The organism is Gardnerella sp. DNF00753, from assembly GCF_049244275.1.
GTDB lineage: Bacteria > Actinomycetota > Actinomycetes > Actinomycetales > Bifidobacteriaceae > Bifidobacterium > Bifidobacterium greenwoodii.
Window position 1 is genome coordinate 847,444 of record NZ_CP058393.1, and the last position, 20,387, is coordinate 867,830.

A 20,387-nucleotide genomic window follows, 5' to 3' on the forward strand; every position below is an offset into this window, starting at 1 on the left:
CTTATCTCCTATTTCTTTCGCTAGCAAAATTAATATCACCTGTACTAGCTGCGTTTAGTTTTATAACCCTGGAAGGTGAAATTTGTGGATTAATACCTGCGTTAAGTAAAGAAGTATACCAACGTACACGTTTTGCTGCATTAAATGCTCGCATTAATTCATTCGTGTCACCAATTGCTTCAATAACGTAAGGGCTTTGTGTTTGATTAACACCAACAAGAATTGTTTGACCAGCAATACGAATAGACGTTTGAGCGCCAATTCTATGCCCATTAACAGATATAGCCTCAGCTCCAGCTTCCCATAATGTTGAAACTAGTCTTTGAATATCTCTATCGGTAACAAGACGCATACGAGCACCGTTATTTTCCCTAGGCAATGAACCACTATTCGTGTCAGACCTAGCAGAAAGAGGATTTGCAATAGTTAAAGTAACTCCGCTTCCTTCAACAGCATGCGTACCGTTAACCATATCGTCGGATTTACTAACTTCGTCTTCCTCAGCAGTTGTAATACGCTGCGATTCATGATCAACACTATTTCTAAGCTGAGTTACTTCTTTAACAAGCTTGTCAAAACGATTCGTATAACCAACTAACTCGTTCGCTAAAGAAGAGCGTATTGCTTTTCTTGGATCCGTGTGCAATCTGCGAACAAACTGGCTGCCAACAGTACCAATAGCAATACAAATAAGAAAAACAATGATACGCGTAAACCACTTGTGCCATGGTTTAACAGGCTGTTTGCCTAAACGAGCATCCATAAATAGCGGGTCAACAGGCCTATTGGTTAAGTCGTCAATTAGACGAAGAGCATAATCATCGATATACCTACGCCGATCGTGACTATGCGCAAAACGATCTGCAGTTAGAACAACATGGTGAGATTCAAGATCTGTAAAAGATTTGGAGAATAGTGCGCGACGACGAGATAACGCAATACCTTCCAACGCTGCAAAAGACTCAGGCATATCTACACTAGAAACGCGAGAAATGCTAGAAACACTAGAAGAGCTAGAAATCTTAGCAGACTTCTCTTCTTCAAAATCTTTCTGAGCGTTATCTAATGCACTATTTTGAGCCATATTAACCTACATAGTTTACTTAGATTTTGCACCAGAAAGTAGCACATAGGCTTGTCTGTAATAAAGCAAACCGGCATACCAGTAAAGTACAATACCCCATATTCCGCAAGCTATAGCGGCAGCATACAGCACAAACATGGCCTCAGTGCTAACAGCATATACAATCATAAGAGACACAATAGCTAACATAATAAGAGCAGTCCCAGCTTTACCAACAAAATTGACCGGTAACGGTCCGTAATCATGTTGAGCCAAAAGAACCACCAAAGCTGCCATAATCACATCTCTTAGAACCACTAATACAAGCGCCCACCACGGTATTATTGATGCAATTGCCAACGCTACAGTACTGAAAATAATCAGAAGGCGATCAGCTATAGGGTCGAGAATTTGACCTAATTTACTAACTTGATTCCAGCGCCTAGCAATATAACCATCAATGCAATCGGAAAAAGCAGAAATAGCTAAAACAACCAACGCAAGAATCATATGATTCTTAGTAATAAGCCAAGCTATGTATGGGATTGAGCATATGCGAAGAAAACTAATAAGATTAGGAACAGTTAGAACGCGATTCATCGCCTTAGGACTGTATTCCTGATTCATCACGAACTTAACCATAGATCTTCCTTAATCACATATTTTGCGTGTACTAAAACAAATATTTATATGCTCAAAAAGTTGTTACAAAAGATTTAAAATATTGGGGCACTTTTGATGCCCCAATACAAACAACTATGCACGCCAAGCGGCTTGAGCAGTATTTCTAATAGCTTCAATAGCTTCTGCAGGACTTTCAGCTCCATAAACTGCAGATCCAGCCACAAGCACATCAGCTCCAGCTTCAGCAACTGTAGCAGCCGTAGAAGGGCTAACTCCGCCATCTACCTGAATATGAGTTTGAAGTCCTCGGCGAGTAATTTCATCACGCAAACGACGAACTTTATTCATCTGATTGCTCAAGAACTTCTGGCCTCCAAAACCTGGTTCGACTGTCATAATAAGAACCATATCAAATTCGTCAAGAATATCGAAAATAGGTTCAACCGGTTCAGCAGGGCGAACAGCAAAGCATGCTTTGCAACCCATATCCCTAAGCTGGCGAGCTAAACGCACAGGAGCATGAGTAGCACCCATGTGGAAGCTTACAGAAGCAGCCCCGAGCTTAGCATATTCTGGAGCCCAACGATCAGGATCTTCAATCATAAGATGAACATCAACTGGAAGCTTGGTTACTTCGCAAATGCGCTTAACAATTGGCTCTCCCAAAGTTAAGTTCGGTACAAAGTGATGATCCATCACATCTACGTGAACAAGATCCGCATTCGATATTGCGTCAAGATCTCGCTCAAGATTGCAAAAATCTGCGGAAAGAATGCTAGGTGCTATTTGTATATTCATGTGTTCTATTCTAGGAAATGCAAGAGACTAGAATGCTAAAAAACGGTACCTAATACTACTTTTTTGAAGTAGATTTTATTTTCTTTGACGAAACATTTTGCTCTTCGCGCTCACGATCATCCGAAGTAATGTCAATAAGACGTTCAATTAACATTTCGCGTGTAGTATTACTTTTTTGAAGTAAAGCGAATCCTACTGCAGCAAAAATAAAAACAATAATAGAAACCCATACGTTAATTCTCACACCTAAGAAAACATGCGAAAAATCAATGCGCAAAGCCTCAATCCAAACACGGCCCAACGTGTACCACATAACATACAACATAAATAATGAGCCTGCTTTTAATTTAGCCATAAGCATTTTACCAAAGCAAATAAGCAGTGCTGCACCAATGAAATTCCAAATCATTTCATACAAAAATGTTGGATGGAATAATGTTCCAGCCGGGCAAGTTAAACCATCGTAACAGCGCTCAGCATGCCCAATAGCTTGAGTTGCATTATAGTTTAATTTCAAACCCCAAGGCAATGTTGTTGGAGCACCATAAAGTTCCTGATTAAACCAATTACCAAGCCTACCTACGCCTTGTGCAATAAGTATTGCAGGAGCAGCAGCATCCGCAAGCAACCCGGCAGGATATTTGCGATGCTTGCAAAAAACGCATGCAGCAATCGCGCCTAAAAATATTCCTCCCCAAATACCAAGTCCACCGTTCCAAATTCTAAAAATTTCTAAGAAATCACCATGAGATCCAAAGAATCTTTCTGGAGTTGTAATTACGTGGTACAAGCGCGCACCAACGATGCCTACAGGAAGACTTAGAAGAATAATATCGAGAATCTGATTAAAATCACCACCTACGCGCTTCCAACGACGATTGGTAATAAACATTGCAATCAATATGCCTGAAAGAATAGAAAGCGCATAAAACTTTATATTGATAGGCCCAAGTGAAAATTGCGAAATACTTGGCGATGGAATAAAACAGACTGTCATGGCGTCGATATTAGTCTAAACCCAAGATTGAGATTCTAAAGATTGACAATATTCAAGATTCTATGCTTAAAAATGAGCAAGATGAACAAGAACAAGCAGAACAGGACCACAAAGCAAAATAGAATCTACACGATCTAGCACTCCACCGTGTCCTTTAAGCAAATGACCCATGTCTTTAATGCCAATATCGCGCTTAAGCATAGATGCGCATAAATCACCAAAAGTACCAACGATACCTGAAGAAATGCCCATAACTAACGGCATCCACCAGAAATTAAACCAAGAAGAACCGTAAAAACCTGCAATAATTGCATACGCTCCAACAACAGCAAAAAGCATAGAGCCAATCAAGCCTTCAACAGACTTCTTTGGGGAAATACGCGGAGAAAGCTTATGTTTACCAAGCCAAGCACCAGCAAACAGTCCACCAGTATCGCTTAATGCTGGCAAAAATACTAAAAGCATGGCATGAGCAATAGCATAACGAGTATTAGTTAAAGCTAGAACAATGCAGGAAGCTAAAAGCGGAATATACAAAACTACAAATAGAGAAACAGACATATTTGTAAATAGCGTATGCTCATAGGATGAGCAATTAGAGCCGTTAAGCTTTTTTTCTACAGCATGCATTGTTCGAGTAGAAATAGTGTTACTAAGAGTTGCGCAAACTACAGTAAGAAGTAATGATGCTGTAATTCCGCTAGCCATCGCAACAGCGTGCCATTTTGCGTAATAGGTTGAAAAAATAGTAACAAGAGAGCAAAGCGACAAAGTTACAAACGGTATACGCAACCCAAGAGTTGCAAAATCGACGTGCAACTCCCACAACGCAAGAACCATAAAAACAGCCATTAATACAACGAAAACATCAATGCTAATAAGTAAGCATGCAACAATAGCCACAACCAAAACTGCTGCTGTTGCAATTGCTTGAGGCATATTGCGGCCAGTTCGACGATTTATGTCTGTTAAAGTTTCATGGGTGCCGCGTTCTTCCTGATTAGTAGAAGTAGCATCTGCTTTTTTTGCAGCGCAGTCAGCTCGCTTTTGATTTAATTCGCTTACAAAATCATGCTGCTTTTGTTGACTCATACGACACCCATTCAGATTGATTACAAAAATCTAAGAAAAACTGTTGAAACTCAGACTTCCATAATTTCTTTTTGCTTACCATCAAGCAAAACATCCAAAGAATCAGTAATCTGCTTAGTTACTTTATCAAGTTCCTTAAGTAAACGATCGCCTTCATCTTCACCAAGATCACCATCTTTAACAGACTTATCAATAGATTCCTTGGCTTTACGACGAATATTGCGTACAGCTACTTTGCCTTCTTCTGCCTTGTTCTTAGCAAGTTTAACGTATTCCTTGCGACGTTCCTCAGTAAGTTCTGGCATTGTTACGCGAATAACATTGCCGTCGCGGTTAGGGCTAACTCCCAAATCGGAATCACGAATAGCTTTTTCAACAGCATTAGCTTGAGAAGCATCAAAAGGAGTAACAGAAAGAGTTCGTGGCTCTGGAACACCAATAGAAGCTACAGCCTTAATCGGAGTTGGAGCACCATAATAGTCAACCATAATTCCATTTAATAAAGCAGGATTAGCACGACCAGTACGAATACCCATGAAATTTTCTTTAGTAGCTTCCACGGACTTATTCATCTGCTCTTTTGCTTGATCAATAATTGCTGACATGTGTTCTCCTTTGTAATATTTAAGCAAATGTTGGTTCTGCGTCAGACACTAATGTACCAATAGGTTCGCCAACAAGAGCACGAGTTACGTTACCTTCACCCTCTAAGCCGAACACTCGAATTTTTTGATTGTTATCTCTAGCCATAGAAAGTGCGGACGCATCCATGACAGCTAAACCATCAACAAGAGCACGCTGATAGTTCAATGTTACAAATTTTCGAGCAGAAGGATCTTTACGAGGATCCGCACTGTAAACTCCATCAACGCCATTTTTACCCATTAAAACTTCATCGCAATGGATTTCCAAAGAACGCTGAATAGAAACAGTATCTGTTGAGAAGTATGGCATACCGGCACCAGCACCAAAAATAACTACGCGACCCTTCTCAAGATGACGTATTGCTTTCAATGGAATATAAGGCTCTGCAACCTGTCCCATTGTAATAGCAGTTTGTACACGAGTTGCCTGCCCTGCCTGCTCAAGAAAATCTTGAAGAGCAAGACAATTCATAACTGTACCCAACATACCCATGTAATCACCACGGCTACGATCGATACCAGCCTGCTGCAACTCTGCTCCCCTAAAGAAATTACCTCCACCAACAACGATAGCCACTTGAACACCTTCAAGCACTGCAGTCATGATTTCCCCAGCAATTCTTCGAATAACATGAGTATCAATGCCAACAGCGCCGCCGCCAAATGCTTCGCCTGAAAGTTTCAATAAAACCCTACGGGACTTGCTTTCCTCCGCTTGTGCAATTGCCATACAGATTCCTCCAGTCATCACGGCGAATGCAAGTATATCTTTGCTATTTTATCTATAAAACGCGACACTTAACACACATTAAACTGTCAAATAAATAAAAAGGCTGCGTACAAAATGCACACAGCCCAATAGTTTAAGAATCAGAATAGATTCTTAGCATAAGCAATGCTTATTCAGCAGCGCCCTTGCCAACCTCAAGACGAGCGAATGCCAAAGCGGTACCGCCGACTTCCTTGAACAAGTCACCAACGCTCTTGGATGGATCCTTAACGTATGTCTGCTCAAGAAGAACAGTTTCCTTGAAGAAGGCGTTCATACGACCTTCAACAATCTTTGGAACAATCTTCTCTGGCTTGCCTTCAGCCAAGGACTTCTCGGTTGCAACGCGACGCTCAGATTCCAAAACTTCTTCTGGAACATCTTCGCGGCGAAGCCACTGAGCACCCATAGCAGAAATCTGCAAAGCTGCTTCGTGAGCAACCTTTGCACCAGCTTCGTCAGTAGCAATCATGGAAACGATGCTTGGAGGCAATTCCACGGACTTCTTGTGAGCATAAATCTCAACGTGTGGACCGCTTACCTTAGCAACCTGACCAACCTTGACGTGCTCGCCAAACAAAGCTGCTGCTTCTTCAACAGATTCCTTAACAGTTGCGCCATCAGCTGGTGCTGCAAGTACTTCTTCAGTAGTAGAAGCATTAGCTTCAACAGCATGGTCAAGAACAGTGTTAGAGAATTCCACAAACTTAGGGGTCTTTGCCACGAAGTCAGTTTCGGAATTCAACTCAACTGCATAACCAGTTTCGCCTTCAGCAGACTTAACAACCTTAGAAGCGATGGTGCCTTCCTGAGCCTTACGGCCCTCACGCTTACCAGCGGCCTGAATACCCTTTGCACGGATGATTTCCTTAGCGCGGGCAACGTCTCCTTCAGCTTCAGTAAGAGCTTTTTTAACGTCCATCATGCCGGCGCCGGTTTCTTCACGCACCTGCTTAATCAACGCTGCAGTAATTGCTGCCATTTTGTTCTCCTCGTATCAATATGATTCTTAAAAGCTGCAAAAAGCAAAGAATTAATTGGATTTTGCAGCTTTAATTTAAGAATCTGGTTGCAAATTAGCTTACTAGGCTTTTGCCTCAGTATTTTCTTCCTTAGCAGGCTTAGCTTCAGCTTCGCCTTCCTTGGTGAGCAATTCCTTTTCCCAAGCTGCCATTGGCTGAGCATCATTACCTTCGGACTTAGCGCCCTTACCAGCATGCTCAAGCAAACCTTCAGCTACAGCGTCAGCCATTAAGCTAGTCAACAACTCAACGCCACGAATAGCATCATCGTTAGCTGGAATTGGGTACTCAACAGCTTCAGGATCAGTGTTGGTATCAACTATTGCCACGACTGGAATACCAAGCTTATGAGCTTCTTCAACAGCCAAAGCTTCCTTGTTAATGTCAACAACGAACATGGCAGATGGAGTACGGTTCATGTTGCGAATACCACCGAGCTGCTTGGAAAGCTTGTCCTTCTCACGCTCGAGAAGCAAAAGTTCCTTCTTAGTCAAGCCGGATCCACGAACATCGCTGAAGTCCATTTCCTCAAGTTCCTTCAAGCGCTTTACGCGAGTAGAAACGGTCTGGAAATTGGTCAACATACCGCCAAGCCAACGCTCGCAAACATAAGGCATGTTTACGCGAGTTGCCTGATTCTGTACAGCTTCCTGAGCCTGCTTCTTAGTGCCCACGAAGAGAACAGTGCCATTGTGGGCAACAGTCTGCTTGATGAAGTCATAAGCCTTGTCGATCATGTCGAGAGACTTGAACAAATTGATGATATGAATACCATTGCGCTGGGTAAGAATGAACTGCTTCATCTTTGGGTTCCAGCGACGAGTCTGATGACCGAAGTGCAAACCAGCCTTCAGCATTTCGCTCATGGTAATCTGTGCCATATCTATATACCTTTCTTGTCGGTTCTTGCCTGGCCATGTCTGTTCGCATGCAACTTGGCTTAAACATACGTCTAAGCGCAAGCCGACCGACACGAACGGACGCGTACATGGCGCGTATTTGCGAGTCCTTGTAGACAATAAAAAGCGAGCATTCATATAACGCGACAATACTCATGCTCAAAATGGACACGCAAAGCGAAATTATATCAGATACTAGATACGATATTTAATCAGCCAAAGTTAGGAACGCATATTGTTACGAAGCTCACGCATAGCTTGCTTGCGAACGTCCTTTTCTAGCCTATCTAAATAAATATGACCGTCCAAATGATCGCATTCATGCTGCAACATTCTGGCCATAAGACCATCGCCTTCAAGAACAACAGTTTTACCGTCTAAATCAATACCGCGAGCGCGAGCATGATTATATCGGCGAGTTTTATACCACAATCCTGGCACAGATAAGCAGCCTTCATCGTCGTATTGTTCTCCGCTTAAATCTTCAAGAACAGGATTTAGAATATAGCCAATACGTCCATCAATGTTGTAAGAGAACGCTCGTAAACTTACGCCAATTTGATTAGCTGACAATCCTGCACGACCTGGATCGTTCACAGTTTCCAACAAATCTTCAACCAAATGCTTAACAGCTGGCGTAATCTCACGAATCTCGTCACAAGGTGTTCTAAGAACAGGATCTGGAACAACACGAATTTTTCTAATTGCCACGCAAAAACTCCTTAATCAAGTGTAACTAATTACACATTATCTTCTATTGCAGATTAGTAATTAATTTCACTCGTTGTTGCGTACGTTATTATCGAGATTGTCTTGATTATCGCGAGGCGAAACAGAAGAATCCGAGGAAGCTTCTTCACCAAAATGCTTAAGATGAGTTGCAGCCTGATCAATTGCTTGACGGACTCGAGGAGTTACAACCTCTTGCGCTTGCTTAACTGTTTCTTGAGCCTGCTTAACAGTTTCGGTAGTTTTATCGAGAATCTTAACAGTTGCAGGCAAAGGACGCGTGTTTGGCTTTGGAGCATACAATTGAGTTTCAATAATATCTGCGTAACGTGCAAGTATTTTTGGACGAACAATCTTCATACTTGGAGTCAAAGTTCCAGCATCCTGAGTGAACTCATCTTGCAAAATAACAAATTTACGAACAGATTCAGCCCTAGAAACAGTGCTATTTGCTTGATCAATAAACTGCTGAACAACAGAGCGAACAGCGTCATTGTTAGCAATTTCTTTCATAGATAAGTCAACATCCATGCTCTTATTCTTAAGCCATGAACGAACCATGTCTGGGTCAAGCTCAATTAATGCAGAAACGAATGGCTTTCCATCTCCAACCACTACTGCGTGAGAAACCAGTGGGCATTGCGCAATAATGCTTTCCATAGGAGCAGGACTTATATTCTTGCCTCCGGCAGTAATAATAATATCTTTCTTGCGACCAGTAATCGATAGGAAGCCTTCGTCATCAATTTCACCAAGATCGCCAGAATGAAGCCAGCCATCTTCGTCAATAACTTCTGCAGTAAGCTCAGGCTTATTGTAGTAACCCATGAAAACGTTAGGTCCTTTAATAAGCACTTCATCATCGTCAGCAAGTCGAATTGTAATTCCAGGACCTGGGCGACCAACTGAACCAACCTGATTTGCGTGCTCAAAATTAACTACGCAAGGAGCTGCAGTTTCAGTCATACCGTAACCTTGAATGAAGGTAATGCCGTCAAGACCGTTGAAGAAATGCGCTAAATCAGCATTAATTGGAGCACCACCGCAAGCAAGCCATGAAAGGTTAGGGCCTAAAGCAGAGCGTATGGAAGAACCAACTGTGCGCATGTACATAGCGTGATTCATGCGCGAAGCCAAAGAGTGAGCTTTGCCATCAACGTTGTCACGAGACCACTGAATAAAATGCTTAACAGCTTTAGCAAAAATGCGGCCACGAATACCTGCGCCAGCTTTTTGAGAAGCAGCATTGTAAACTTTCTCAAAGACTCGAGGAACACCTAATAAGTAGGTTGGTTTAAAACTACGCAAGTCTGCGAGCAAATGCTTTGCGTTAGGAACATAACCTATTACACCATGCCCGCCAATAGCAACATATTGAATGTATCTAGCAAAGCAGTGCGCAAGAGGAAGGAACAGAAGTAAACGATTTGGTTTGCAAAGCATGTCGCTAAGAACATCGTATCCTGCAAAAACAATATGCGTAAAGTTACGGTGAGAAAGCATAGCTCCCTTTGGCTTTCCAGTAGAGCCAGAAGTGTAAACAATAGTAGACAAATCGTCTGCTTTAACAGCGATAAGACGCTGATTTAGCTCATCTTCACTAATTGATTTACCAAAGTCAATAACTGCTTCCAAACCGCCTGCTTTGAAATTGAATACGGTTTTGAGAGTAATGCGCTTATAATCTTGGCGAACTCGCTCTAAGCATTGGGCATGAGAATCGTCACCAGCAAAAGCAATAACCGGCTTAACTTCGTTGATAATGTCTGCAGCTTGTAAAGCAGAATCCGTTTCGTAAATAGGAATGCTAACTGCACCAATGCAAGCGCATGCAAAGTCAACAACACCCCACTCGTAGCATGTAGCAGAATAAATAACAACTTTTGATCCATGCTGCACGCCAAGAGCAATTAAACCTTTAGCTACAGCCCTTACCTTGGAGAGCATTTCAGCAGCAGTAACATCATGCCACTGGCGAGTGTCGTCATCTTGCCACTGCGCAACAATACCTTGCGGATCGCGCATAGCACGGTTAGAAAGAAGCGAGTAAATGGTGTCACCGTCTTGAGTTGGGTGAATTACTTCTACAGAAAATTCTCGGAGCATATTATTAATTGTACTTGATTCCTATGCCGACACTACTGTAAGCCATACAAAAAATAGAGATTAATATTGTTATTAGCTGACAAAATATTTAAATAAACGAATTTTTACAAGCGCTTATACTAAAAAGTTACGCAATATGCTAAAAATATAGCGGTTTAGCACACAATTCATGCACTAAACCGCATATTCTATATACAAAGTTATGCTGAAATAAACTTAACGAACATCCTGATGGAATGGGTTAAACGCAACATTGCAACGCTGGAAGCTCTTTACATCCACGTATCCGGTAGAAGACATTGTGCGACGCAAAGCACCAACAAAATTCGTTGTACCGTCAGCCTCGTGACTTGGACCAAATAGAATGTTTTCCAATGGAGCAACCGTTCCAACATTAGTGCGCATACCGCGTGGAAGTGTTAAATGACGAGCTTCAGCACCCCAATGAGTGCCGCGGCCTGGAGCTTCCGTTGCGCGAGCTAATGGAGTTCCAAGCATAACGGCATCCGCGCCCATTGCAAGAGCTTTAATAAAGTTGCCAGAATTACCCATTCCGCCATCTGCAATAATTTGCACGTATCGACCACCGGACTCATCCATATAATCTCTACGAGCTTCAGCAACATCAGCAATAGCAGTAGCCATAGGTGCTTGTACTCCCAAAGTGTTCATAGTTGCAGACACAGCACCACCGCCGAATCCAACTAAAATACCTGCAGCTCCAGTGCGCATCAAATGCAAAGCAGAAGTGTAATCAGCGCAGCCTCCAACAATAACAGGCACATCAAGATCGTAAATAAACTTCTTTAAATCAAGAGGCTCGTGATCTGTGGAAACATGCTCAGCAGACACAGCAGTTCCGCGAATAACAAACAAGTCAACACCAGCTTCAAGAACAGTATTGTAAAGTTCCTGAGTTCGCTGAGGAGAAAGAGCGCCAGCAACAGTAACACCAGCGTCACGAATAGTATGCAAACGCTTAGCAATTAATTCAGGCTTGATTGGTTCAGTGTAAATTTCCTGAATTCGACGCGTTGCAACCTCGCAAGGCAACTCGGATATTTCTTTTAATAAAGGCTCTGGATTCTCATAACGAGTCCATAATCCTTCCAAATCAAGAACTCCAAGACCGCCCATTTGACCAATAGCAATTGCAGTATCTGGGCTTGTAACTGAATCCATTGGAGCGGCAATAATTGGAATATCAAAGGTATAAGCATCTACCTGCCATGAAGTAGATACAGCCTTTGGGTCGCGCGAACGGCGCGAAGGAACAATAGCAATATCGTCAAGCGAATATGCAACTCGGGCTTTTTTGCCCAAACCAATTTCAATTTCCTGAGACATACTTATTAGGCTAGTGCCTTATGCTGACGAAGTTTTATCCGCAATGTTTTACAACTATTATCAGTAGCTTTTTGATGTTGAAAAATCTAATTTTTAATGGTTTTTATAAGCAAATTTGCATAACAATGCATACAAAATATTCATCCAAATCATACGACACACCGATAAAACCGTAATGTGTATAACTCAACACGCTTAAAATCGTTTATTTTCAAGGTAAATGACGAATATTTTGTAATTTATCCACATTTTTGCATTTTACACAGATAGACGAAAACTCGCGTTGTAAGCTTTTATCTAACTTGCTGATTTTGTAGGGATATGAGCTTAGCAAGTACTGAAATTTAAGGGCTCATAGAGCAGATGAGATACAGGAGAGAAAATGAAAATTAATATAGTTGATACATATGAAATGGATAACGATGACGAAAATGATGACGTGCTTAATAACAAGTCATCAAATAATAGCAACGATAACAATGAGCATCCGCCACATGTTGTTTTTAACGCTCGCACATCGTTACCAGTGTACGAAGGCGAACTGTCTATTGCTTTATCACGTAAAAAACTGGAGTACCATATTGGCACATGCTATTTTGACGATCAAGATGAAAAAGATCTTGTTAAGATTGCATTAAGAACTTGCCAAATAGCTTGCATTGCTTCTGATATTTCCAGAGGAAGACCTACTTCTACAGCTATGAAACAATTGCTAACACCAAAGTGTGTTACAAAATTAAATAACATGTGGAAGCTAATGGATGATTACTTCCAATATAAGAATGATATGAAAACACGTTCAGCATTGTGTGCGATGCCGGCAGTGCCGAGTTTTGTTAATGGAATGCTAACGAATCCTCATCATTTTGAAGGCGTTGTTCATATTTCTGCAGGACCTGTAGAATACTGGGCTTCAATCGTTTTGGAGCACAAATACAATAAATGGATTTGTACATATGCAGATTTGGGCTAGCAAACGGTAATAAAGTTCACAAATGTTTCATAAGTATTTAATAAAAATTACAGAAAACTCCCCCTTGTAGATTAATATTTTGCGAATCAAGCGAGAATCTTCTACAAGGTGGAGTTTTTTGTTGATACAACTTATACACTATTTTCAACTATCACTATTGAAACCGCAATTTTTACGACAACTAGCTGCCAGCTGTTTCAGAATGTAAAGCGTCAAATATGGTTTTTGCTTTACTTTCACCAATGCCATTAACCTTTTGTAAATCTTCTAACGAAGCTTTCTTTAACTCTTTTAAAGATCCAAATGAAGAAAGCAAACGTTTACGATACACTTCACCAATTCCAGGAATAGTGTCAAAAGCTGAATGCAAAGCACCTTTTCTTCTACGCTTACGATGGTAAGTAATAGCAAAACGATGAGATTCATCCCTTGCACGCTGCAACAAATACAATCCTTCTGAACTACGCTTCAAAATAATCGGATAATCTTCATCAGGAAGCCATACTTCTTCAAGTTTTTTAGCTAAACCACAAACAGTAATACCGCTAATACCCGCGTCCAGCATTGCGCGCTTAGCAGATTTAGCTTGCTCTTTTGCACCATCAATAATAATAAGTTGCGGCTTGTAGGCAAAACGACGATTCTGATTGGAATCTGCAACAATAGCAGAATTATTCAAATTTTCAGATTCCACATTCGAATCAGAATGCTTAAATCTTCTAAAAATTGTTTCATAAACTGCGCTTAAATCATCAAGTTTTCCAACACCATTTTCTCCGCGAATAACAAAATGACGATACTCGCTAGGACGCGCAATTCCATCTTCAAACACAACCATAGAAGCAACCTGATAACTACCGTCTACAGTATTTGAAATATCGTAGCATTCAATGCGCAAAGGAGATTCCTTCATGCCAAGAGCCTTAGAAATTTCGTTCATGGCTTCAGTTCTAATATCTATGCTGTTAATACGACTTGATTTTATGCGAGTTAACGCTTGAGAAGCGTTTTCGTTAGCACGCTCCATAAGAGCTCGCTTTTCTCCACGCTCCGCAACTCTAATACTTACTTTAGAGCCGCGCATATTACTAAGCCATGATTCAAGCTCTTCTTGACGATCTTCAGGAATTGAAATTGGAACTATTATTTCGCGCGGAACTGGAGATATAGGAGCTAGTAAATCTTCGCGCCCCGTAGTTTCTTGGCGCTCCCTACGCTCTCTAGTTGCTTGAGCTCGCAATATTACATCAGTTGCAGTAGCTTTTTGTGTATCGCTAACAGCATCTCGAATCTTCCTAATACTAATAGAAGTATTCTGACCTTTAAAAACATTATGTTCATATTCTGCATAAACATGCGTAATTAAATCCGCTAAAAGTTCACCATCAGCTATTTGCTCATTGCGCTCAACAGACCAATTGCGCTCGCCGCGAATCATTCCAGAACGAACAAAGAATGCGTGAATTGAAGCTTCAAGCTCATCGGTACAAAAACCGAATACGTCAGCTTCCACATCGTCGTCAAAAACAGCTGAATTTTGTTGTAAAACAGTGCTTAATACTGAAATTTCGTCACGCAATTTAGCAGCACGCTCAAATTCTAAATCTTCGCTAGCTTGCTTCATTTCACGAGTTATTTGAGAAATATAAGATGAGCCTACGCTTCCAGTAAGAACCCCAACTAGGCGCTCAACTAAATAACGATGCTCATCCGGTTTAATATTTCCAACGCATGGAGCCGAACATTTACCAATCGAGGCGAGCAAACATGGTCTCCCTGTTCTATGAGCCTTATTAAAAACCGCAGGCGAGCATGTTCTAACAGGAAAAGTTTTAATAAGCAAATCTAAGCTGTGACGCAATGGCCAAACTTTTGCATATGGTCCAAAATATCTAGCGTTTCTTGCGAAACGATTTCGAGTAATCCACACTCTAGGAAATGTTTCTCCTACAGATACAGCAACATAAGGGTAAGTTTTATCATCTCGAAAAACAACATTAAAACGCGGGTCGAAAGCTTTAATCCAAGTGTATTCAAGAGTAAGCGCCTCAAATTCTGTAGCAACAACAGTCCACTCCAAGCTTCTAGCAGAAAGTACCATTGATTGCGTGCGAGGATGCAATTGGTAAAGTGGCTGAAAATAATTTGCTAAACGATTGCGCAAATTTTTTGCTTTTCCAACATAAATTACTCGACCATCTGCATCACGCCACTTGTATACTCCAGGTTGCGCTGGAATATCTTTAGCCGCTGGACGGAACAAGTCTCGACTATCCCCCAATAATGGAGCTCCAAAAGCATTTACCTTTTCGCTAACATTTTCTGAATCTTCTGAATCTTCTGAATCTTCTGAATCTTCGAGATAATGTTCATCTTCAAATGATTGCGTTTTTCGCCATTTTTCGTTCGCTTTCATTTGATCTAATTCTTGCAAGTTATCTGGTTTATGCAAATTCTTATTAAGATTATTATTCTGCATTTTCACCTCCTTTCAAGCACAAAATGTAAACAATCGTTTAAGATTTACGCACAATATGCGAATTTAATTTTACGAATTTAACATTGATTTAAGGAATTTACCAGTCCAACTTGCATCACATAGTGAAACAGTTTCAGGACTTCCTTCCGAAACAACTGTTCCGCCAGAATCTCCACCTTCAGGACCTAAATCAATAATCCAATCAGCAGACTTTACAACATCGAGATTATGCTCAATAACAATAACACTATTGCCTTTATCTACCAACGATTGCAAAACATTCAACAACTTTCTAACATCCTCAAAATGTAATCCAGTAGTCGGTTCGTCGAGAATATACACTGTTTTGCCGGTTGACCTTCGTTGCAATTCTGTAGCAAGTTTTACGCGCTGAGATTCTCCACCAGAAAGAGTTGGCGCGCTTTGGCCTAAACGAATATAACCTAATCCAACTTGAACCAAAGTATCCAAGTAGCGAGCAATAGACGGGTATGCTTTGAAAAATACTGCAGCTTCTGAAATTGGCATGTCAAGAACGTCAGAAACTGACTTTCCGTTATAAGTAACTTCCAAAGTTTCACGATTGTAGCGTTTTCCGTGACAAACTTCGCATTCTACATACACATCCGGCAGGAAGTTCATCTCAATTTTTAAGGTACCATCACCATGGCAGGCTTCACAACGGCCACCTTTAACATTGAATGAGAATCTTCCAGGACCGTAGCCTCTAACTTTTGCTTCAGGAGTTTGAGCAAAAAGTGTGCGAATTTTATCCCACACGCCAGTGTACGTTGCAGGATTAGAACGTGGGGTTCGACCAATAGGATTTTGATCAACATGAACTACTTTATCGCAATATTCCAATCCTTCCACACGCTTGTGTTTTCCAGGAACTATGCGAGCGCCGTTTAGTTTGTTTGCAAGAACAGGGTACAAAATTGAGTTAATTAGTGTTGATTTTCCAGATCCAGATACTCCTGTGATGCAAGTAAATACTCCCAAAGGTATGTTAACGTCTATATTTTTAAGATTATGCTCCTGAGCTCCAATAACATGTAGCATTCGATCTGGGTTAATTAAGCGACGATTTTTTGGCACTTCAATTATTCGCCTTCTTGAAATATAGTCGCCTGTAATCGAACGTTTTGCTTTCACAATATTTGCTGCAGGACCGGAGTACACTACTTCTCCACCGTGTTCTCCTGCTTCTGGACCAATGTCAACTAGCCAATCTGCTTCGCGAATTGTTTCTTCATCATGTTCTACAACAATAAGAGTGTTTCCTAGGTTTCTTAAATGATGCAATGTTGCAATCAGTCGTTCGTTATCCCTCTGATGAAGTCCAATAGATGGTTCGTCAAGCACGTACATAACTCCAACTAATCCTGAGCCTATTTGTGTAGCTAGGCGAATTCGTTGTGCTTCGCCACCAGATAATGTTTTTGCAGCTCTTGAAAGAGTTAAGTAGTTTAATCCTACGTCGTTTAAGAAGCCAAGTCGTGCGCGGATTTCTTTTAATACTTCTCCTGCAATAAGTGCTTTAGATCCTTCTAAATGCAGCTCATTAACCCACTCTAGACTGCGTTCAACTGGCATATCGCATACTTCAGATATTGAAGTATTTGCAACTGTAACTGCAAGAACCTCTGGACGTAAGCGTTTTCCATGGCATTTTTGGCATGGAACTTCGCGCATGTACGACTCGTAGTATTGGCGCATTTGATCCGAATCAGTTTCGTCATGCTTTCGCATAAGCGTTCTAACTACACCTTCAAAGCCTGTGGAATATTCGCGCTGCCTACCCCACCTGTTTTTGTACGAGACTTTTACGCTAAAATCATGTCCGTACATGATTGCATGCTGTACGTCTTCTGGAAGATTTTTCCAAGGCGTATTCATACTAAAGCCCATGTCTTTAGAAAGACCTGAAAGTACGTGCTGATAGTACATTCCTGCAGCTTTATTCATTGCCCAAGGTTCAATAGCTCCTTGAGAAAGAGATTTGTCTGAATCTGGTATAACAAGCTCAGGGTCAATTTCAAGCTTGTAGCCAATTCCGGAACATTCTGCACACGCTCCGTACGGTGCATTAAACGAAAATGTTCTAGGTTCAATTTCTTCAAGATCTAGCTTGTGATTATTAGGGCAAGACCTGTGCTCGGAAAATGATTGGCGCCTGTTTGGAGAGTTTTCTGGCTCGTCAACAAAATCAGCAACCATAACGCCTTTAGAAAGTTTTAATGCTGTTTCGATTGAGTCTGTTAAACGAACGCGAATACCTTCTTTTATGACTATTCGATCAATTACTACTTCAATATTGTGTTTCTTTTGTTTTTCAAGAGTAATATCTTCAGAAAGTTCATGCATTTGACCGTCAATAATTGCTCGCGCGTAACCGTCCGAACGCAACAATTCAAGCGTATCTTTAAACTCTCCTTTTCTACCTCTAACAACAGGAGATAAAATTTGCAGACGCGTACGCTCTGGCTTAGAAAGCAAAGCGTCTGTCATTTGTTGAGGAGTTTGTGCACTTACCAACTCACCACACTCAGGGCAGTGAGGAACTCCAACTCTAGCAAACAGCAGTCGTAAATAATCGTATATTTCAGTAATTGTTCCAACTGTAGAACGAGGGTTTCTATTAGTAGTTTTTTGGTCAATAGAAACCGCCGGACTTAACCCTTCAATAAAATCAACATCTGGCTTATCCATACGCCCCAAAAATTGGCGAGCGTATGCACTAAGCGACTCAACATAACGTCGTTGACCTTCTGCAAAAAGCGTGTCAAAAGCTAAAGAGGATTTACCAGATCCAGAAAGACCAGTAAAAACAACCATTCGATTTCGAGGAATAGACAAGCTCACGTTTTTAAGATTGTGCTCGCGTGCTCCTTGAATAGTGATTTTCCATTCGGAAGGCACTTTAGACAAATCCGATATTATCTTTCCGTCATGCGAAGAAAACGTAGTATTATCTAGTAATGCTTGCAAAGCATCAGACTGCTTACTTACTTGCTGATTCAAACGCATACCTCCACTTGTAACCCCATTAACACACCCCAACTATTAACAAACCACTATACTATAAAATTACATTTAGAACAAGTGTTCGAAAAACTAAAGTATTTTGCTAACTTATAATCACATATTCGTTACTAGCACACGGTACAATAGTGAGTTTGGCAATACTTTACTTATTACACATAAAATAAAGCCTAATTTTTGGGGAACGGATTATAAACTATGCCTATTGACGCACAAGCATTAACCATTCAAATTGGTGCGCGCACGCTGTTAAACCCTACCGATTTTCACGTTACAAAGGGAGACAAAATCGGTTTAGTCGGTAGAAACGGCGCAGGCAAAACAACTCTTACTCGAGTAATTACTGGAGATATGCTTCCAGCAGGAGGATCCGTTAGAGTAAGCGGAGGCCTAGGATATTTGCCTCAGGATACTCACGCAGCAGACCCTGAGCAAAGCGTAATTGATCGCATTATGAGTGCTCGAGATATTTCTTCTATTGTGTCTAGGATTCGCAAAGCAGAAAAAGAAATGACCGATCCAGACCCGGACGTAATGACTAAAGCTATGAACCGCTACGACAAAGCTATGCAAGATTTTGAAAAAGCAGGCGGTTACGCAGTACAGTCTGAAGCAATTTCAATGGCAACAAGCTTGGGACTACCTCAAGAAGTTATGCAGCAGACTCTTGGCACTCTTTCCGGCGGACAGCGCAGACGCATCGAACTAGCGAGAATTCTGTTTTCTGACGCCAACACTCTTATTCTCGATGAGCCTACGAACCATTTGGACGCCGACTCAATTATTTGGTTGCGTAATTATTTGAAACGTTTCGAAGGCGGCTTCCTTGTTATTTCCCACTCAACGGAACTACTTGACGAAGTAGTAAACAAAGTTTGGCATTTGGATGCTCAACTCGCCCAAATAGACATGTATTCAATGGGCTGGAAAGCATACTTGCATCAGCGAGTAGTAGACGAAGAACGCCGCCGCCGCGAGCGCGAAGTCGCCGAAAAGAAGGCAGAACGCCTTATGAAGCAAGGTATTCGTCTGCACGCAAAAGCCACAAAAGCAGTAGCAGCTCAAAACATGATGCGCAGAGCAGAACGTTTACTTAGCGAAACCAGCGAAGCTCAAAAACAGGAAAAAGTTGCAGACATTCGCTTCCCAGAACCATCACCATGCGGTCGCACACCAATTATGGCAAAAGATATTTCTAAAGCATACGGTTCTAACATTGTTTTCGCTGGAATTAATCTTGCAATAGACAAAGGTTCTAGGGTTGTTATTTTGGGTTACAACGGTGCTGGAAAAACCACAACTTTGCGCATTCTAGCAGGAGAAGAAACGGCAGACACTGGAGAAGTTCAGTACGGTCACGGCTGCAAAATCGGCTATTTTGCCCAGGAACACGACACTTTGGATTTAGATGCTACGGTTCTTGAAAACCTTCAGCATGTTGCACCAAACCTGGATGACACACAAGCACGTTCTATGCTTGGCAGCTTCCTATTTTCTGGTGACGACGCAATGAAGCCTGCTAAAGTGCTTTCCGGCGGCGAAAAAACGCGTCTTGCTCTCGCAACACTTGTTACTTCGCAAGCTAACGTACTGCTTCTCGATGAGCCTACTAACAACTTGGATCCTGCGTCTCGTGACGAGATTTTAAAAGCTATATCTAAGTATGAAGGCGCAATTGTGCTAGTCACACACGACGAGGGTGCTGTTGAAGCTTTGCGCCCTGAGCGTGTTCTTCTTATGCCTGACGGCGACGAAGATTTGTGGAACGACGAATATCTTGACTTGGTTGCTGAAGAATAG

16 protein-coding genes are annotated in these 20,387 nt (G+C 41.5%); 2 read left to right on the top strand and 14 right to left on the bottom strand.

Annotated elements, in window-relative coordinates; all coding sequences use genetic code 11:
• Position 1: 1 nt before the first annotated feature.
• From HXT33_RS03605 to HXT33_RS03660, 12 genes are all read right to left on the bottom strand, one after another.
• Positions 2-1,084 carry a DUF881 domain-containing protein gene (locus HXT33_RS03605; RefSeq protein ID WP_375169486.1) on the bottom strand — a complete coding sequence of 361 codons (1,083 nt, stop codon included), beginning with the start codon at positions 1,082-1,084 and terminating at the stop codon, positions 2-4.
• 15 nt (positions 1,085-1,099) lie between these two features.
• Positions 1,100-1,705 (bottom strand): CDP-alcohol phosphatidyltransferase family protein, encoded by a 606-nt coding sequence (locus HXT33_RS03610; RefSeq protein ID WP_004137237.1) that lies wholly within the window; start codon positions 1,703-1,705, stop codon positions 1,100-1,102.
• Positions 1,706-1,819: 114 nt separating this feature from the next.
• Positions 1,820-2,485 carry a ribulose-phosphate 3-epimerase gene (rpe, locus tag HXT33_RS03615; RefSeq protein WP_004137242.1) on the bottom strand — a complete coding sequence of 222 codons (666 nt, stop codon included), beginning with the start codon at positions 2,483-2,485 and terminating at the stop codon, positions 1,820-1,822.
• Positions 2,486-2,540: 55 nt separating this feature from the next.
• On the bottom strand, positions 2,541-3,482 hold the full coding sequence (gene lgt / locus HXT33_RS03620; protein WP_421786542.1) for a prolipoprotein diacylglyceryl transferase: 942 nt from the start codon (positions 3,480-3,482) through the stop codon (positions 2,541-2,543).
• Between the two features lie 66 nt (positions 3,483-3,548).
• The gene (locus HXT33_RS03625; RefSeq protein WP_116794035.1) at positions 3,549-4,574 is read right to left on the bottom strand and encodes a phosphatidate cytidylyltransferase; all 1,026 of its coding nucleotides are present in this window, start codon (positions 4,572-4,574) and stop codon (positions 3,549-3,551) included.
• 50 nt (positions 4,575-4,624) lie between these two features.
• The gene (frr, locus tag HXT33_RS03630) at positions 4,625-5,179 is read right to left on the bottom strand and encodes a ribosome recycling factor (protein ID WP_004126816.1); all 555 of its coding nucleotides are present in this window, start codon (positions 5,177-5,179) and stop codon (positions 4,625-4,627) included.
• Positions 5,180-5,198: 19 nt separating this feature from the next.
• Positions 5,199-5,948, bottom strand: coding sequence for a UMP kinase (gene pyrH, locus HXT33_RS03635; RefSeq protein WP_004126813.1), 750 nt, complete (start codon positions 5,946-5,948; stop codon positions 5,199-5,201).
• Positions 5,949-6,117: 169 nt separating this feature from the next.
• Complete coding sequence (tsf, locus tag HXT33_RS03640; protein ID WP_004135048.1) at positions 6,118-6,969, bottom strand: translation elongation factor Ts; 852 nt, start codon at positions 6,967-6,969, stop codon at positions 6,118-6,120.
• A gap of 102 nt (positions 6,970-7,071) precedes the next feature.
• On the bottom strand, positions 7,072-7,890 hold the full coding sequence (gene rpsB / locus HXT33_RS03645; RefSeq protein ID WP_004126798.1) for a 30S ribosomal protein S2: 819 nt from the start codon (positions 7,888-7,890) through the stop codon (positions 7,072-7,074).
• A gap of 240 nt (positions 7,891-8,130) precedes the next feature.
• Positions 8,131-8,619 (bottom strand): peptide deformylase, encoded by a 489-nt coding sequence (locus HXT33_RS03650; RefSeq protein WP_004135050.1) that lies wholly within the window; start codon positions 8,617-8,619, stop codon positions 8,131-8,133.
• Between the two features lie 66 nt (positions 8,620-8,685).
• Entirely contained in the window at positions 8,686-10,743 is a 2,058-nt protein-coding gene (locus HXT33_RS03655; protein ID WP_421786544.1) for an AMP-dependent synthetase/ligase, read from the bottom strand.
• 216 nt (positions 10,744-10,959) lie between these two features.
• Complete coding sequence (locus HXT33_RS03660; RefSeq protein ID WP_004126790.1) at positions 10,960-12,090, bottom strand: GuaB3 family IMP dehydrogenase-related protein; 1,131 nt, start codon at positions 12,088-12,090, stop codon at positions 10,960-10,962.
• A gap of 382 nt (positions 12,091-12,472) precedes the next feature.
• On the opposite strand from HXT33_RS03660, the gene HXT33_RS03665 reads away from it, so the two are divergent.
• Positions 12,473-13,063: a hypothetical protein gene (locus HXT33_RS03665; RefSeq protein WP_004137250.1), complete on the top strand. Its 591-nt coding sequence runs from the start codon at positions 12,473-12,475 to the stop codon at positions 13,061-13,063.
• A gap of 181 nt (positions 13,064-13,244) precedes the next feature.
• On the opposite strand, the gene uvrC is transcribed toward HXT33_RS03665, so the two are convergent.
• Positions 13,245-15,542, bottom strand: coding sequence for an excinuclease ABC subunit UvrC (uvrC, locus tag HXT33_RS03670; protein WP_421786546.1), 2,298 nt, complete (start codon positions 15,540-15,542; stop codon positions 13,245-13,247).
• A 69-nt stretch (positions 15,543-15,611) separates the two neighbouring features.
• The gene (gene uvrA, locus HXT33_RS03675; protein ID WP_421776144.1) at positions 15,612-18,572 is read right to left on the bottom strand and encodes an excinuclease ABC subunit UvrA; all 2,961 of its coding nucleotides are present in this window, start codon (positions 18,570-18,572) and stop codon (positions 15,612-15,614) included.
• A 213-nt stretch (positions 18,573-18,785) separates the two neighbouring features.
• Here uvrA and HXT33_RS03680 point away from each other — a divergent pair, with 213 nt between their 5' ends.
• Positions 18,786-20,387, top strand: coding sequence for an ABC-F family ATP-binding cassette domain-containing protein (locus HXT33_RS03680; protein ID WP_004137256.1), 1,602 nt, complete (start codon positions 18,786-18,788; stop codon positions 20,385-20,387).